Consider the following 13,331-nt stretch of genomic DNA (forward strand, 5'->3'; position numbering starts at 1 on the left):
CCGGCCGATTTCTGCCGCAGACGCGATTTCAGCTACCAGTCGAGCTACCCTCGCCGACAATCTGCGTGTGCGAGGCGATGAAGGCGCACAGACTGTCGTCTGTTATCGCCGAGGCGCGCCGTCCCAGTTTCACCAACGTCAGTTCGCCAGCGCGAACCAACCTGTAGATGGTGGGCTTCGACACGCCCAACAACAGGGCGGCGTTTTTGATCCGGTGGAGCTTGACCGATTGCGGCCGGTCGGCTTGGAGCGTCATGATTCTTGGTTCTCCTGGTCAAAATCGAAGCTCGACTGCATCGGCGCGCCGGCGCGCTTCCACAGCGAGCAATGCTCGGGGCAATAGTGGACGTCGGGCGCGATCTCGTGCGCGTGCTTCGCGCACAGGTGCCGGTCGCAAGTCTTGCGCGGGCCCACCGGGTAGTCGCACTGGTAGCTGCTTGAAGATGCGCACGGCCCCGCGGCGCAGCGCGTGCGCCGGCCGCGGGTGCAGATGAAGCCGGAACCCCCGCCGGGCAGCTTGAAAGGCGTGCAGGGCATCAGATCGCCCCCAATTCGTGCATCTGCCGCAACTGCGCGGCGACGTCGGGCGGCACGTCAAAGAAGTTGAGCGCACCCTTGCAGGCAACGAACGGCAGCGGCTTTGCGTCGACCAGATGGAAGCCGAAAGCGCCGTCCATATGCCAGCGCGATGCGCGATCGACAGGGTGGACGCATTCGTCGATCGTCGCGACGCCGACGATTCCACCGCGCTGCAATTGGTCGAAGGGCGGCAGTTCGATCGTCGGACCACCGACCGACCACAACGGATCCTGTGCGGCTTCGTATTCGGCGCGCGTCATGCTCGTGGACGCGTGAATCAGCACACGCCCGCGGACCTTCGTCGGCCAGCTGCGGTTCTCGATGTCCTTCAGCATGCCTGCAGCGATCGCCGCGGCGCGACCGGAGCCCGCGAGGTCTGGGCGCAAGATCAGCCACGCCCACGGCTGACGGATGGAAAGCGCCTTCATGCTAGGATTCCTGAGGCGAGATACTGGAGCTGGATATGTCCGACCGACATCGCGAAATTGAAGCCGATCCGTATTACATCGTTATCAACGCTGACCGGGAGTATCTTGCGGGCGCTGCGGATCCGAATGGCCGCTTTTCGGCCCGAGCCGTAATTACGAGGCTGGACGGCAAGCCTGTGTACAGGAATTTTCTCCAATACCAGCTCGAAGTCGGCGCGTGGTTCGACGAGCTTCAGGATGCGCTGGGGGACGCTGAAGTGCGCGCTCGCACGGCGATCAATGATGGTTTTCCTGATCTCTGACATCACCCCATCTCCGGGAATTCGTCGTGCGTGCGGCCGTCGAGCAGGCGGCCGGCGGCTTTCTTGCCGACGCGCCAAACTGATCCGGCATCGTCTAGCAATGGATTATCGAAGTTGCAAAGTTCACCGCTGGGTATTGCGATGTCATCCGGCCAATTTGAACCCGGCGCCCACTCTCCCCATTGCTTGAACAGGAACGGGACGCAAGCCTCGGCGCACTGGTCGCGCAGCGATCGTGCCCAATCGGGATGCATCGGCCTTGCACGCGATCCGCTTTCGCCGCCGACGACTACCCAGTCGAGAGCGTGCGGAGCCTGAAAATACCGATTTTCGTCGTCTGTCGAGAGCGCACTAATCCGGCCCCGCGTAGTCGGCGTGAGCATCTCGTCGATTTCGATGCAGGTGAGATCGATCGGGCCTAGCAGCGGCTCGGCGCTAATCCAGCGGACCGCGGCCGGACATTTCAGCAACGCCGGTATGCGCTCGTCGGCACGCTTCTGATCCTCGACGCTGACCCCCAGCCAGACGTTTGGCAGCGGCCACTGGCACCACTCCATTCCCGCCCAGCCGATTTCATGCGACGCGGCGAGCATGCGGCCGTGTCGGACCGGATGCGACAAATACTCGCGCATCCGGTCGGCGCGCTTCGTCAGAACCTGATACGTGTGCTGCCGGGCGCGGGCCATCACCGCAAACACCTTGTCGATCCACTCGTCGCGCACCGACTCGTGGAACAGGTCACCATGCGCGCAAACGAAGATCATTCGCGGCTGAGTCCAGCGAAACGGCTGATCGAGCCACTGGTCGTTGAAACGAACCTCGCCCGTCCAGACCGGACCGGCCGCCGTAGGCCGCGTCAGTCCGGCGCGGCTCGGATGGTTGCGCAGGCGCGTGCCGGCGAGCTTCATCGCATAACAGTTTTTGCAGCCGGGGCTGGTGACGTCGCAGCCGGTGACGATATTCCAGGTTGCGTCAGTCCATTCGATTTTGGTGTTGTCGCTCACGTCGTCACCTCCACATGCGGCGCATACCACGCGACATCGCCGGCCACGGCGACGAGCGGCGAGCCTCCTGATGTATGCCCGAGCAGTTCGTCGACGGACGGCTCGAAGCGCGGATGCGCCTGATCCAGACCGAGGCGCTGGAAGGCGCGCGCGACGATTTGTGAGGCCTGCGCTCGCGTCATATCGACGAACACGCGTTGACCGTCGTGCGGCGTGTAGGTCGGCCGGGTCTGGTCATCGTGCCAGTCCACATGCGTGAGCGACGAGGCGCCGCAGGAAGGGCAAGGCACGACGTAGGGCGTCACGCCGTCGCGGCTGTTCCAGATGCGCTCGCGGTGGCCGCACGAGCATGCGTACCACATCAGGGCGTAGCCGTCGGCGTGAAGCCGCGACACCGCGGCGGCTGCTTGTGCCTGGCTTTTCCCCCCGCGCTGAAGCGCCTTTTTATGTATCCGATCCGCGGCGCGCCGTTCAAGCCGATTGCGCGGTATGCGGGTTTTTTTGTAGGGATGCATTTAGCTCTCTTAAAAAAGCCGGGCGCTATGTAAGCCGCCCGCAAATTTCAAAGGACGTGTGCCGGCTTTCGAGGCTTCAATGTCTCTGCGGCATACCGGCGCGCCGCGGGGATCAGTTGAAATGTTTCGCGTGCAACTCGTCGAGCCGGTCGACCTGCTTGTCGCTCAGACTCGTGACACGGCCGGCGCTTCGGATCTCGTCGAGCTGGCGCACGAATCCCTGCTCCCATTCGGTCAGGTCGTTCGTGCCCAGCAGGCCGGCCAGCCGCTGAATCATTTCGGTGGTGGAGAGGTGGCGCACGTCAGGCTCCGAGCAGAATTTCGCGGCGGTCCTGATAGGCCTGATCGAGCTTGATGCGCTCCGTTTCCGGATAGGCGCGCGCTTCGTCGGCCAGGACGGCCAGCACCTCGACGTCATTGCACTGCTGAATGCGAGACAGCATGGTCTCGTACGGTGCGAGCGGCGGTGCGCCGTTGTCCTGCTGCTGGGCCTGATCTGCCTGCGCGGCCGTCTCGCGTTGGCCCCGTTCCTTTTCCGTGCGTACCTTTTCCTGATACGCGGTCCGCACGCGCTCGCGGTCGACGTCATTCGTGATTTCATCGATCCGGGCGATAGCGACTTTCAGTTCGTGGCCGGTGGTCGCGTTCTCGATCGCACGGATCATGGCATCGGCGTTTGGAGTGTCGGCCGCGGTAGCGCCCGTGCGCTTGCTCGCCATGCGCGAGCGCAACGAGTCGGTCTTGCTGGGGGCTTGCGTGGTTGCGGCGGCGCGAACCTCGTCGGCACGGCCCATGTCGATCGTCTCGGGCCGTTCGGCGCTGAGTTCGTCGGGCGTATAGACGCCAAGCAGGACGTCAGGCGTGAAGCGCCGCGCCCACTTCCGGATTGCGAGATAGCAGATTTGCTGCTGCGGATCGGTCGCCCATTGCGTCGAGAAACGCGGATAGGCTTGCGACATCATCACGGTCACTTCGCGCGGTTCGGACTCGCCGCGCAGCGTCGCGCGCACGATTACGCCGAGCCCTTGCTCGTCGCCCTTCGTGTACGTCGCGACGTAGTACTTGCCGCCCTTGTCCGACTTGCGCTCCTCAACTTTCCCGAGAACCTTGTTCCAGTCGCCCAGGAACTGATAATCGGGGCGCCCCGTGATTGGCGCGAGGTTCGAGACAACGGCATTCACGAGCTGCGCCTCGTAGCCGAGCTGGCCACCTTGGCTGATGTGCGTTTTCTGCGCAACCGCGAAGGGATTCATGCGCCACTGAAACGCCTGCATTGCAACGGCGAAGCAGTCGGCCTTGTTGCCGCGCAGATGGACCGGGATCGCGACTTTGCCGCCGGCCATCGTTTCGGCGATGGTGTTGATCGCCTGAATCGTGGCGACGTCGAGCACCATGTCGAGCGAGTTGCCGCTGGTCTGTGACGGCGCGAGCGGCCCGCGCTCGGCGCCGAGCGGCATGACGTTGCTGTTCATACTGCCTCCGTGGCTTCGTTGGATTCTTTTGCGGCCTTGGGCTTCGTATAGCCGAGCTTGATGTAGGAACTGGCCTCAACTGTGAATTCCTTCTTCTTGACCAGCTTGCGGGTGTACTTTCCGCCGTCGGGCAGCGTGCCGGCCGCGGCATTGCCGAGCGCTTCGAGGATGTGGTTCTTCGCGCCGTCGCTAATGGCCTCGTATCGTTTGATGTGTTCGTCGGCGTCGAGCTTGACGGCGTGCCACCACGCAATAGAAGGCGGCAGCGCAATCTCGTCTCCGTCCGTTTCGGGATGCATGCGCTTGAGCATCGCCTCCGCCGTGGCGTGCTCGTAGTCGAGCGACGGCGCCTCGTCGCGCTCGACGTGCTGCCAGAACGCGTGCTCCTGCTCGATCAGCATTTCCTCGGTTTCAGCGTCGCGCTCGATGATGTAGGTCCGCAGACTGTTGCCGCCCACGCACGCGGCCAGATGCCACTCGGGATAGTCGAGGACAACCATGTAGTGATGGCACTGCAGCAAATATTCGTCGGGCACCTGATCGGTACCGGGCTCGCCCCACTCGCCAAAGCGGAACGCCATGCCATCGACGTTCTTGCATTCGAGTCCGCGGCGCGCGCCGACGACGACTCGGTCCACGTTCGCACGCATGAACGGGTATTTCGGGTGGGCGATGATGGAATTCCGACGCTGAACTTTCACGTCGTTGCGTCGGGCGTACTCCCGCGCAATGATTTCTTCCATCAGATTGCCGAAACGGATGCGCTCGACGTCGTCGAGGTTTTCCGGCTCAAGGCGGCCAGTCTTTTCCGCCCACAGCTGAAAGGCGGTCTTGTAGCGGCTCAGGCCGAGCGCGGCGGCGACATCCGATCCTCCGATACCAGCTTGTCGATCGGCGAGCCATTGTTCTCGAGCATTCATGCGGTGGTTCCTCTCAGTGCGGCCGGAGCCGCTTCAGTGTTGAGAAAAACGAGGGCGACGGCCGAGGCGACAAGCAGCGTCAGCATCACGGTCCAGACGATGAAGGGATGACGACGGCTCAGTGCATCGAGGCGACGCACGGCGCTGTCACTGCGCATGAAAATCCAGAGCGCGCCGCACGTAAGCGAGACAAACGTCCAGCCAGCGAAGAAGCCGAGTGTCGAATTCATGCTGCACCGCCTGCGCGCAACGCGACGACAAGCCACAGAAACACGCCGGAGACGATGCCAAAAGCAAGCATGGTCGCGAGGGCACGAAGGCGACGGCGCGCGCGCAGGCATGCGCCCAACAGAGCGTTATCGGCCGGCGCGCGGCCGAGAAGAAGACGCGCGCTCACGCGGCACCCCGCGCAGCGACGACGCCTTCAGCAATGATCAGCGCAGCGATCGCGTGCAGCAGGTGATCAGTCAGCGCGCCATGCGGCGCCGGCAGTGCCTGCAAAGTTTTCAGACTGAAAGCGAGGGCTGACATTACAGGCCCCCGGTAATGCGGAACGTGGGATGCGACGGGGCGCGATCCTCGCGCAGTTCGCGGTCCTCGCACGCGTCGCGCTCGATTAGCCGGACCACTTCCTCGGCCTCGGTGTCCGCGTCCGCGGTCATCGACGAAACGATCAGCTTGCGCACCAGCGCGCCGAGCGCAGCGTCACCGATCAGATACGCGCGGCGCACATCGGCTGCCTGTGCCAGTTCTGCGGACTGAATACCGCCGATCAGATCGATGTCCGTCAGCCATTGCAGCTTGTCCTTCAGCTTGTCGGCCGCGATGCTCGCGACGAGATCGGCGCGCGATTGCACGTCGCGGGTTTCATTCGTCGAATCTTCGAGCTCGACGTCTTCGAAGTAGTCACCAAAAGCGGTGACGCGCGCCAGCGGCGCAGGGGGTGGAAAGTGGAGCATCGGTCCTCCATCGGGTGGGTGGCGATGGAGGCAAGGTTAGTTAATACTAAACCTGAAGTCAAGTAAAAACTAAACGTAGGTTGAGCGGATGCTTTACCACGGCAACCCGGGATCTCGTTTGATGAAGTGGGAGAGAATCTGGTCCAGCGCGTAGCGAGTCACGGCATCGTTCGTCCTGCAGAGACCCTTGCGGTCACAGTACAGGCGGCCATCTTCTGCGACCTTGATGACGACTTCGCCGCAAATTTTCTTTCTGATGTCGGAGGGGACTGATGCGGCCGGCGCGGGCTCCAGCGTGTGAGCTGAACTCGGTCGACCGGATGCAGATTTGGCGACAGCCCGCCTGCTGGCCCGCTTCTGGGGTTCGCATCCGGGGAAATAATATAAGTCGCCCACCGGAAATCTACACCGTGGGCATGCAGGGCAACACGGCCGCAACCGGGCGGACCTCGTCTGTCATCGCGTTGACCATCGCCCGGTTTGATCCAGCCAGCATACCGACAACCCCTTTGTTCGGCTTCGAACGCTCTCGCTCATGGAGCGTCTGTCTAGTGCACGAAGGTGTAACGTATCCTTATTTAGATGCCTTGGCGATCAAGCAATGGTTGTCGCAACAACCGGTAGTTGAAACGCGGATGGCACAAAGTATGCAGATGCGCGAAAGCATCAAGCTGCATCAACTAGTAGCGCTGGTCGCTATCGCTGATACCGGGAGCGTCCGCAGTGCCGCTGCAATCCTTGGTGTAACCGCGCAGGCGGTGGCGAAGAACCTGCGTCAGCTGCAGGAATCTCTTCGGATGCCGCTTGTGCTGCACACGCCGGCCGGGATTGTCCTGACGGATGGCGGTCGAATGCTGCTGCAGCACGCGCGTCTGATCGTCGGACAGACATCTCGCGCGCTCGATGATATCGACACGTTGCGTGGGCAACCGCGGGGTCGACTATCGTTCGGGCTGCCCCCTTGGATGGTGATGGCCTTCCTGCCGGATACGATGAAGCGCTTCGAACAGACGCTTCCCGGCGTTGCGTTGGAGACATTCGACGGCTACCTGGTGCTTGGCCTGCCACGCTTGCGCGATGGCAGCATCGACTTTCTTATTGGTCGACCGACTCCGGAGGACTTGGGAGCCGAGTTCAACTTCCGGCCACTCCTGGTTGCCGGCAACGGAGTCGTGGCCAGGCAGGGGCACCCTGCCGCCGGCAAGCATTCGCTGGCCGATCTTCTCGATTACGGCTGGCTGTTGTCGCGGGATCCGGGACGCGAGGCCCATTTACCGGCCAATATCTTTACGCGGCACGGCCTGCCTTCGCCTCGCGCATTGCATTATGTGCACTCCCTCGCGGCAGTCATCTATCTGCTGCAGCACTCCGACAGATTGAGCATATTCCCATGGCCGCTCATTGAGCTCTGCTCGCGCCGCCAGAACTTGTGCGTGATCCCAGTCCAAGAAGAAATAGAGGAGCAGACGATTGGTATTGTCACGCTCGCGGGGCGTCCGCAAAGCGTGGCATCTACATGCTTTATCGGATACCTGATCGATACGATCCGAGACGTCAGCAATTCAGATCGTCCCGAAACCCGGCGGATGATGCGGTCGGTCGAGTTGCTGATCTAGGGTGGGGCGGCGCGAAGGACAAACCGGTATTGTCCGGTAGCGCCCGCCCCCAGACCCATGCTTCCGTGGCTCGACAGATTTTGAGGACGGCCCCTTATACAGGATTATGCCCCCCATTGGGTGGGCGACAACGCCGCAATCGGTGAATTGTCCGAGTCCACCCATGCCAGACGCCGTAAGTCTCTATGGCTTGCAGAGCATATTCCGAGCAAGACGGAGTGAATCGGCATGACGCACGAACACGAGTGGGAGCGACTGCCTGATAGATTCGTATGGTGACCCTACTGAGCCATGTGAGCATCGCGAGGCTTTCTAAATGTGACCACAAAGTATTGCTGATTCGTGGCTTTCTGGCCGCCAAGTCCGGCAAGACATCCAGGCTCCTCGCTGACACCAATTAAATCTACTCGATAGAATTCCCACCCGTCCGTTGCATTCTTGTTGACAACGCTTTCAAGATAATCGGCGGCGACGCTAGAAGAATTGCTCTCTTTGGTTACAGCAATGGTTGGTGGAGCCTGAATCATCTTATATCTATACATGTCTCATTTTCTCCATGATTGTTAGGCAGACGAGTCTGCTCAGCAATGATGAGAAATGTAATGATTTTGTAAATGAGACTGATCCGAAGTTTGTGATTTTTCAAGCTGCTTTATTGCGCCGACGGCGCGGCGTCGGCGGAGGGATGACTACCTCGGCGTCATCAGGCGCAACAGCACCAGATAGGGCGGAGGCACTCAGAAGAACCTCAAGCGCGGTTGCAATGCGCATGATTTCCCGGTCGTCACGCCCTTCTACGACACGGAGCAATCTCGATACTCCGGGGCCAAACTCAAACCCTGCGACGGCGTCGATCGATTCGTTATCTGGTGCTTGGTCAAGGTAACCATCGCCCATGCCGTAGTCTCGCTCCAAGCGTCGGGCCGCACGCTCACCGAACGATGCCCCCCCAAGTAACTGGGAAAAATAGCTTTTTTCCTTGGGTGGTACAGAGTGGCTCTCCGTCCACTTCCGTAGATTGTCGCGCCGAATGTCTTGGATGTTCATTTTGCAAGTTTAGTCATTTCTAAATTAGCGTTCACTTGACCATTGGTTTAGTTACAACTAAACTCCCCGCATGGACCTGAAAACATACTTCGGCAGCAGTGAGCGCGGCACGGCCAAGAAACTCGCGTCATCCATCGGGGTGTCGCAGTCCTTCCTTTCACAGATGGCTAGCGGTCTATCGCCGATTTCACAAGAGCGTTGCTTTCTCATCGAGCAAGCAACGGCGGGAGCAGTGGCGCGATGGGACTTGAAGCCGCACAACTGGCACAAGCTCTGGCCCGAACTCGTCGGCGCCCCCGGCTCGCCGCCGGTACCCAACCACACAACGTCCCCATCGACGGCTACCGAGCAGGAGGCGCTGTGACTCGACGCGCCGAACACCGTAACGAGATAAAGACCCGCGTCGAAGACGATCTCTACGACGCGGTCCAGATCTTCAAGCAACTCAACTACATCGACAGCGACTCGGCGGCCGCCGCTCGTCTGATGCGCATGGCGTTGTTCGGCGTGGTTGGGAATGTACGGCCAGCGCTCGCCGGTGTCAGTGCCATTTCGGCCCAACCTGGGACGCGGGAGTGCGCATGAAAAACGGTTTCGTCGAGCTACCCGTGACGCTAACGGACGAAGAAGCGGAGGAAATTGATGCCCAGGCGCGCACGCAGGGCGTTTCCTTGCCCGATCACCTGAGCTACTGCACGAGGGCCGGCGCGTTCGGCCATCTGCACGCGCGAAAGATGCTTCCCGTTTTGGGACAAGTTGGGACCTCAGACGAGGCCGATTCGGGGCGGCAAATGGGCGGTGTGCCATGATCCACTATCACGGCCTCCCGATTACACCTAACAGCGCCGCACTGCGCGCGGTGGCCGGCGGCCACGCGTTCGTATCGTTTGAGTACCCCGAGCAGTTGGGCCTTGCGCTCGAGGTAGTGCAGTCCTTTGCCACGGACAACGGCACTTTCAGCGCCTGGTGCGCGGGTCGGCCGATCACTGATTGGTCCCGCTACTACGAGTGGGTAGCGGAATTGCATCGCTATCCGCCATTCGACTTCGCTGTGATCCCCGACGTGATCGACGGCGACGAAGCGGCGAATGACGCACTGATCGCCGAGTGGCCATGGCGCGAGCGCGCGCCATGGGTTGGTGCGCCAGTGTGGCATTTGCACGAATCGCTCGAACGCCTCGAGCGCCTTGCGGCCGAATTCCCGCGTGTATGCCTGGGCAGTTCGGGCGAATTCGCGACGATCGGCACACCGCAATGGTGGACGCGCATGGCGGAGGGGATGGAGGTTATATGCGACCGCGAGGGGCGGCCGGTCTGCAAGTTGCACGGCCTGCGGATGCTTGACCCGCGAATCTCTGGGTGCTTCCCGTTCGCGAGCGGTGACAGCACGAATATCGGCCGCAACGTCGGCATCGACTCGAAGTGGCGCGGACCGTACACGCCGGCGAGCAAGGACACGCGTGCGCAGGTATTGCGTGAGCGCATCGAATCGCAGCAATCGCCGATCTTCTGGCAGCGCGAGCATGCACCGATCCAGACAGCTTTTTCACTGGAGGTGGCGTGATGCGTTATTCGAGTTTCATGAAATCCCGGGCGAACTGCAGGGCGGCGCGCTCGCACCTATTACTGTCGTTCGCCGAGCAGGCTACGTCTCCGGTGTCCATGTCGTGCTTGACGGCTTTTACCGCTGCGGCTTTTTCGTGCACATGCCACGAGAATGCGACCCCAACTGTGGCGATAGCGGCAAGAGCGCAAATGATGCGCATGGTGAAACCCTGTGAAGTGAGCCCGAACTGTATATCGGTGCCCAGTGGCAATAACTTTAAGGGGACGAGGCAAATCTTTGCGACCCCGATGAAGGCGGTCGTATGAACGCGCGCCCGATCCTGCACGTCGTGTCGCTGTCCGGCGGCAAAGACAGCACGGCGACGCTGCTGGTCGCGCTAGAGCTCCACGGGCGCGAGAACGTGCGCGCCGTGTTCGCGGATACCGGCAACGAGCACGAGGTGACGTACGAATACGCGCTTGACTATCTGCCGGGCGCCTTGGGCATTACGGTTGACGTAGTGCGCGCTGACTTCGCCGACGAGTTTGCGACAAAGCGGGCGAACCTCGCGCGGATCGCCGCGGGCGAGCCTGAATCAGCCGTCTATGGCTCACGCGAGTTCATGTATGCGTGGACGCCCGAGGCGGCGGCGCGCGCGCTCGAACTGCTGCGCCCGACTGGCGTCCCGTTTCTCGACCTCTGTCTCGTGCGCGGTGGCTTCCCCTCGCGCAAGCGCCAGTACTGCACCGAATATCTGAAGACCAGGCCATTGACCGAATACGCGCTTGCGCGCCTCGAGGAGGGGCATTCCGCTGCGTGGTCATGGCAGGGCGTTCGCATTGACGAAAGCGATTCGCGCCGCGATCGCCTGCAAGGCACTGGCGCGTGTGTGCGGTCATTCGAGGTGGCCGGCGGCGGTCTGTTCATCTATCGGCCGATTTTGCGCTGGCGTGTCGAGGACGTGTTCGACGCTCATGCGGTCGCCGGCATTCGCCCGAACCCGCTGTATAGACAGGGCATGTCGCGGGTCGGCTGCATGCCCTGCATCAATGCCGCCAAAGTCGAGATCCGAGAGATCGCACGGCGTTTCCCTCAGCACATCGAGCGCATTGCGAAGTGGGAGGAGTTGGTTTCGTTCTTTCACCTGGGCACGCAAGGGCATACCGGCGCTGGCTCGACTATCCACGCGGTTGTCGAGTGGAGCAAGACTACGCGCGGCGGCCGGCAATACGACTTACTCGCTGACGCGGAGCCGGCAACGGCCTGCGCGTCTGCATACGGGCTATGTGAATGACAGAACTACCAACACTCCTGACGCCACTGGATTGTGATCCGCACATCGCCGTCGCTTATGATCGCGTTTCTAGTCGGGCGGCCGGTGGCCACCGGTGCGCGGCGTTTGCCTGCCATGCCGCGCTTGCCCGACACTTCAACCGGGCAGGAGAGGAATGCAGGTATGACCGAAAACACGAATCAGCCGCCACTCGAACTGCTCATCGAAGCGCGGCCAGAGATCATGGTGGCACCTACGAACGACGGCAAGGTCGAGATCATCGTCAACAGTATGGACGAGAACTCGGAGAAGATCGTCCGAGGCGAAGTCGTATTTCCGCTCGACTGTGCGGAGCAGGTCGCAGAGGCTTTGATCGCGCTCGCGAAGCGCAGACAGTAAATTCGGGGCGGCCATTCGGCGCGCGCATCTCGCTGCGGATCGGGAGCTAGCATGGCCCGGATCCGCACCATCAAACCCGATTTTTGGACCGACGACAAACTCGTCGAACTGGATTTCGCGACGCGCCTGTTCTTCATCGGCACGTGGAACCACGCCGATGACAACGGCAATCTGCGCAGGTCCGCCAAGAGCCTGAAGATGAAAATCTTCCCGGCCGACGCGATCGACTGCGAGCCGCTCGTTCAATCATTGATCGCTCACGGAATGCTCATGGAGTACTCCGTGAGCGGTGAAGTCTTTTTGCACATTCGTTGTTTCGCCAAACACCAGGTGATCAACCGCAAATCGAAATCGGCTATCCCGTTACCACCGTGGCTCACGGGCGACGGCGGCGCTCCTGCGCCGCCTGACGCTGAGCAGCAAGCCGCTAGGGCGCACGACCCCAATTCACATGCTGCTCCGAACTTACCCAGCGACGGTTCACTGAATGCACCACCGGATGAATCTGGCAATTCAATGCCTGCTCACGGAGCACTCACTGAGGACTCCTTGACGGAAAAGGAAGAGGAAAAGGAAGGGAGTAAACCCAAAGGTTCTAACGACGACGTAGGGAACTTGATACGTGGTAGCGGTGTGGATAACTCCGCAGCGTCGTCGTCGCTGTCTGCCGATGAAATTGCGGCGTTGCTCACGCAGTGGGAGTGTGAGCGCGGCAAGAACCCGCGGTTCGCGCCCGACGGGAAGCAGATCGTGATCTGGACCAGGTGCGGCATTACGTCCGAGCAGCTGCGCGCCGCATACACGGCTGCGGTCGTGCAGCGCCAAAGTGATCGCGATGTGACCGCGGTCAATGCGGGCTTTCTCGATGCGTTCGTCGCCAAGGCGCTCGCGCCACCGCGCGCCGTGAAGCCGCCGTTGCGCGGGATGACCGACGCGCAGCTCGAGGCGGAAGGAAAGCGATTGGGCGTGAGCACGCACGGACTGCTTCGCGATCAGTGCATCGCGCGGATCGAAGCGAAACGGACCGAGCAACGGGGAGGGAATGCGCCATGAAAACGCAGGAGGACAAGTTCTGGCTCGTGTGGTCGCCGACAGGCGCAAAGCCGCCGAGCTATCGGCATCCGAGCTTCGGCAGTGCCGCGGTAGAAGCCGAGCGGCTCGCGCAGGCCAATCCAGGGCATGAGTTTGTCGTGCTCGGCGCCGAGGTGTCGTACTGCGCGCTCGCAATGCAGCGCGTCGAGTACTTCGACCGAGCTCCGTTTTGAGTGCGG

General features: G+C 61.5%; 24 protein-coding genes. 10 read left to right on the forward strand and 14 right to left on the reverse strand.

Annotated elements, in window-relative coordinates; all coding sequences use genetic code 11:
* Positions 1-28: 28 nt before the first annotated feature.
* Genes BC1002_RS32115 through BC1002_RS32125 form a run of 3 tightly spaced genes read right to left on the reverse strand, consistent with a single transcriptional unit; the run spans position 29 to position 1,007 of the window.
* Positions 29-256 (reverse strand): helix-turn-helix transcriptional regulator, encoded by a 228-nt coding sequence (locus BC1002_RS32115; RefSeq protein WP_013094139.1) that lies wholly within the window; start codon positions 254-256, stop codon positions 29-31.
* Positions 253-537 (reverse strand): hypothetical protein, encoded by a 285-nt coding sequence (locus tag BC1002_RS32120; RefSeq protein ID WP_013094140.1) that lies wholly within the window; start codon positions 535-537, stop codon positions 253-255. The genes BC1002_RS32115 and BC1002_RS32120 overlap by 4 nt, the downstream gene beginning before the upstream one ends.
* Entirely contained in the window at positions 537-1,007 is a 471-nt protein-coding gene (locus tag BC1002_RS32125; RefSeq protein ID WP_013094141.1) for an ASCH domain-containing protein, read from the reverse strand. Before BC1002_RS32125 ends, BC1002_RS32120 begins: the two co-directional genes overlap by 1 nt.
* A 35-nt stretch (positions 1,008-1,042) precedes the next feature.
* Here BC1002_RS32125 and BC1002_RS38095 point away from each other — a divergent pair, with 35 nt between their 5' ends.
* Positions 1,043-1,309 carry a hypothetical protein gene (locus tag BC1002_RS38095; protein WP_157874831.1) on the forward strand — a complete coding sequence of 89 codons (267 nt, stop codon included), beginning with the start codon at positions 1,043-1,045 and terminating at the stop codon, positions 1,307-1,309.
* A 2-nt stretch (positions 1,310-1,311) separates the two neighbouring features.
* On the opposite strand, the gene BC1002_RS32135 is transcribed toward BC1002_RS38095, so the two are convergent.
* From BC1002_RS32135 to BC1002_RS32165, 8 genes are all read right to left on the reverse strand, one after another.
* Positions 1,312-2,313, reverse strand: coding sequence for a phage Gp37/Gp68 family protein (locus BC1002_RS32135; protein WP_013094143.1), 1,002 nt, complete (start codon positions 2,311-2,313; stop codon positions 1,312-1,314).
* Positions 2,310-2,708, reverse strand: coding sequence for a hypothetical protein (locus BC1002_RS32140; protein ID WP_157874832.1), 399 nt, complete (start codon positions 2,706-2,708; stop codon positions 2,310-2,312). Before BC1002_RS32140 ends, BC1002_RS32135 begins: the two co-directional genes overlap by 4 nt.
* Positions 2,709-2,940: 232 nt before the next feature.
* On the reverse strand, positions 2,941-3,129 hold the full coding sequence (locus BC1002_RS32145; protein WP_013094145.1) for a hypothetical protein: 189 nt from the start codon (positions 3,127-3,129) through the stop codon (positions 2,941-2,943).
* Between the two features lies 1 nt (position 3,130).
* Positions 3,131-4,300 carry a RecT family recombinase gene (locus BC1002_RS35795; protein WP_013094146.1) on the reverse strand — a complete coding sequence of 390 codons (1,170 nt, stop codon included), beginning with the start codon at positions 4,298-4,300 and terminating at the stop codon, positions 3,131-3,133.
* Positions 4,297-5,220: a YqaJ viral recombinase family nuclease gene (locus tag BC1002_RS32155; RefSeq protein ID WP_013094147.1), complete on the reverse strand. Its 924-nt coding sequence runs from the start codon at positions 5,218-5,220 to the stop codon at positions 4,297-4,299. Before BC1002_RS32155 ends, BC1002_RS35795 begins: the two co-directional genes overlap by 4 nt.
* Positions 5,217-5,450 (reverse strand): hypothetical protein, encoded by a 234-nt coding sequence (locus tag BC1002_RS32160; RefSeq protein ID WP_013094148.1) that lies wholly within the window; start codon positions 5,448-5,450, stop codon positions 5,217-5,219. Before BC1002_RS32160 ends, BC1002_RS32155 begins: the two co-directional genes overlap by 4 nt.
* A gap of 163 nt (positions 5,451-5,613) precedes the next feature.
* Entirely contained in the window at positions 5,614-5,751 is a 138-nt protein-coding gene (locus BC1002_RS38100) for a hypothetical protein (protein ID WP_013094149.1), read from the reverse strand.
* Positions 5,751-6,179: a hypothetical protein gene (locus BC1002_RS32165; RefSeq protein ID WP_013094150.1), complete on the reverse strand. Its 429-nt coding sequence runs from the start codon at positions 6,177-6,179 to the stop codon at positions 5,751-5,753. Before BC1002_RS32165 ends, BC1002_RS38100 begins: the two co-directional genes overlap by 1 nt.
* A 416-nt stretch (positions 6,180-6,595) precedes the next feature.
* Here BC1002_RS32165 and BC1002_RS32170 point away from each other — a divergent pair, with 416 nt between their 5' ends.
* A complete protein-coding gene (locus BC1002_RS32170; RefSeq protein WP_049870315.1) occupies positions 6,596-7,795 on the forward strand; it encodes a LysR substrate-binding domain-containing protein in 1,200 nt (399 codons plus the stop codon).
* 94 nt (positions 7,796-7,889) lie between these two features.
* Here the strand turns inward: BC1002_RS32170 and yidD are convergent, their stop codons facing one another.
* The 3 genes from yidD to BC1002_RS38105 all read right to left on the reverse strand — a co-directional run bounded on the left by yidD (position 7,890) and on the right by BC1002_RS38105 (position 8,842).
* A complete protein-coding gene (gene yidD / locus BC1002_RS39880) occupies positions 7,890-8,096 on the reverse strand; it encodes a membrane protein insertion efficiency factor YidD (protein ID WP_013094152.1) in 207 nt (68 codons plus the stop codon).
* Positions 8,077-8,337 (reverse strand): hypothetical protein, encoded by a 261-nt coding sequence (locus tag BC1002_RS37000; protein ID WP_013094153.1) that lies wholly within the window; start codon positions 8,335-8,337, stop codon positions 8,077-8,079. The genes yidD and BC1002_RS37000 overlap by 20 nt, the downstream gene beginning before the upstream one ends.
* A gap of 100 nt (positions 8,338-8,437) precedes the next feature.
* Positions 8,438-8,842, reverse strand: a complete 405-nt coding sequence (locus BC1002_RS38105) for a hypothetical protein (protein WP_157874833.1) — start codon at positions 8,840-8,842, stop codon at positions 8,438-8,440.
* A gap of 70 nt (positions 8,843-8,912) precedes the next feature.
* Between BC1002_RS38105 and BC1002_RS32175 the strand changes: the two genes are divergently transcribed.
* From BC1002_RS32175 to BC1002_RS32215, 8 genes are all read left to right on the forward strand, one after another.
* Entirely contained in the window at positions 8,913-9,206 is a 294-nt protein-coding gene (locus tag BC1002_RS32175; protein ID WP_013094154.1) for a transcriptional regulator, read from the forward strand.
* A complete protein-coding gene (locus tag BC1002_RS32180; protein ID WP_013094155.1) occupies positions 9,203-9,427 on the forward strand; it encodes a hypothetical protein in 225 nt (74 codons plus the stop codon). The genes BC1002_RS32175 and BC1002_RS32180 overlap by 4 nt, the downstream gene beginning before the upstream one ends.
* On the forward strand, positions 9,424-9,651 hold the full coding sequence (locus tag BC1002_RS32185; protein WP_013094156.1) for a hypothetical protein: 228 nt from the start codon (positions 9,424-9,426) through the stop codon (positions 9,649-9,651). The genes BC1002_RS32180 and BC1002_RS32185 overlap by 4 nt, the downstream gene beginning before the upstream one ends.
* On the forward strand, positions 9,648-10,406 hold the full coding sequence (locus BC1002_RS32190; RefSeq protein ID WP_013094157.1) for a hypothetical protein: 759 nt from the start codon (positions 9,648-9,650) through the stop codon (positions 10,404-10,406). The genes BC1002_RS32185 and BC1002_RS32190 overlap by 4 nt, the downstream gene beginning before the upstream one ends.
* A 304-nt stretch (positions 10,407-10,710) precedes the next feature.
* Entirely contained in the window at positions 10,711-11,682 is a 972-nt protein-coding gene (locus BC1002_RS32200) for a phosphoadenosine phosphosulfate reductase domain-containing protein (RefSeq protein ID WP_013094159.1), read from the forward strand.
* 162 nt (positions 11,683-11,844) lie between these two features.
* Positions 11,845-12,060: a hypothetical protein gene (locus BC1002_RS32205; protein ID WP_013094160.1), complete on the forward strand. Its 216-nt coding sequence runs from the start codon at positions 11,845-11,847 to the stop codon at positions 12,058-12,060.
* A 51-nt stretch (positions 12,061-12,111) separates the two neighbouring features.
* A complete protein-coding gene (locus tag BC1002_RS35800; RefSeq protein ID WP_013094161.1) occupies positions 12,112-13,113 on the forward strand; it encodes a hypothetical protein in 1,002 nt (333 codons plus the stop codon).
* Positions 13,110-13,325 (forward strand): hypothetical protein, encoded by a 216-nt coding sequence (locus tag BC1002_RS32215; RefSeq protein ID WP_013094162.1) that lies wholly within the window; start codon positions 13,110-13,112, stop codon positions 13,323-13,325. Before BC1002_RS35800 ends, BC1002_RS32215 begins: the two co-directional genes overlap by 4 nt.
* The last annotated feature ends 6 nt before the right edge of the window (positions 13,326-13,331 follow it).

Source organism: Paraburkholderia atlantica, assembly GCF_000092885.1.
Taxonomy (GTDB): Bacteria; Pseudomonadota; Gammaproteobacteria; order Burkholderiales; family Burkholderiaceae; genus Paraburkholderia; species Paraburkholderia atlantica.

Excerpts from the sequence above, each read along its gene's own strand:
- BC1002_RS32115 (WP_013094139.1), bottom strand. The coding sequence starts at position 256 with ATGACGCTCCAAGCCGACCGGCCGCAATCGGTCAAGCTCCACCGGATC.
- BC1002_RS32120 (WP_013094140.1), bottom strand. The coding sequence starts at position 537 with ATGCCCTGCACGCCTTTCAAGCTGCCCGGCGGGGGTTCCGGCTTCATC.
- BC1002_RS32125 (WP_013094141.1), bottom strand. The coding sequence starts at position 1,007 with ATGAAGGCGCTTTCCATCCGTCAGCCGTGGGCGTGGCTGATCTTGCGC.
- BC1002_RS38095 (WP_157874831.1), top strand. The coding sequence starts at position 1,043 with ATGTCCGACCGACATCGCGAAATTGAAGCCGATCCGTATTACATCGTT.
- BC1002_RS35795 (WP_013094146.1), bottom strand. The coding sequence starts at position 4,300 with ATGAACAGCAACGTCATGCCGCTCGGCGCCGAGCGCGGGCCGCTCGCG.
- BC1002_RS32155 (WP_013094147.1), bottom strand. The coding sequence starts at position 5,220 with ATGAATGCTCGAGAACAATGGCTCGCCGATCGACAAGCTGGTATCGGA.
- BC1002_RS32160 (WP_013094148.1), bottom strand. The coding sequence starts at position 5,450 with ATGAATTCGACACTCGGCTTCTTCGCTGGCTGGACGTTTGTCTCGCTT.
- BC1002_RS38100 (WP_013094149.1), bottom strand. The coding sequence starts at position 5,751 with ATGTCAGCCCTCGCTTTCAGTCTGAAAACTTTGCAGGCACTGCCGGCG.
- BC1002_RS32165 (WP_013094150.1), bottom strand. The coding sequence starts at position 6,179 with ATGCTCCACTTTCCACCCCCTGCGCCGCTGGCGCGCGTCACCGCTTTT.
- BC1002_RS32170 (WP_049870315.1), top strand. The coding sequence starts at position 6,596 with ATGCAGGGCAACACGGCCGCAACCGGGCGGACCTCGTCTGTCATCGCG.
- yidD (WP_013094152.1), bottom strand. The coding sequence starts at position 8,096 with ATGCTCACATGGCTCAGTAGGGTCACCATACGAATCTATCAGGCAGTC.
- BC1002_RS37000 (WP_013094153.1), bottom strand. The coding sequence starts at position 8,337 with ATGTATAGATATAAGATGATTCAGGCTCCACCAACCATTGCTGTAACC.
- BC1002_RS38105 (WP_157874833.1), bottom strand. The coding sequence starts at position 8,842 with ATGAACATCCAAGACATTCGGCGCGACAATCTACGGAAGTGGACGGAG.
- BC1002_RS32175 (WP_013094154.1), top strand. The coding sequence starts at position 8,913 with ATGGACCTGAAAACATACTTCGGCAGCAGTGAGCGCGGCACGGCCAAG.
- BC1002_RS32185 (WP_013094156.1), top strand. The coding sequence starts at position 9,424 with ATGAAAAACGGTTTCGTCGAGCTACCCGTGACGCTAACGGACGAAGAA.
- BC1002_RS32190 (WP_013094157.1), top strand. The coding sequence starts at position 9,648 with ATGATCCACTATCACGGCCTCCCGATTACACCTAACAGCGCCGCACTG.
- BC1002_RS32200 (WP_013094159.1), top strand. The coding sequence starts at position 10,711 with ATGAACGCGCGCCCGATCCTGCACGTCGTGTCGCTGTCCGGCGGCAAA.
- BC1002_RS32205 (WP_013094160.1), top strand. The coding sequence starts at position 11,845 with ATGACCGAAAACACGAATCAGCCGCCACTCGAACTGCTCATCGAAGCG.
- BC1002_RS35800 (WP_013094161.1), top strand. The coding sequence starts at position 12,112 with ATGGCCCGGATCCGCACCATCAAACCCGATTTTTGGACCGACGACAAA.
- BC1002_RS32215 (WP_013094162.1), top strand. The coding sequence starts at position 13,110 with ATGAAAACGCAGGAGGACAAGTTCTGGCTCGTGTGGTCGCCGACAGGC.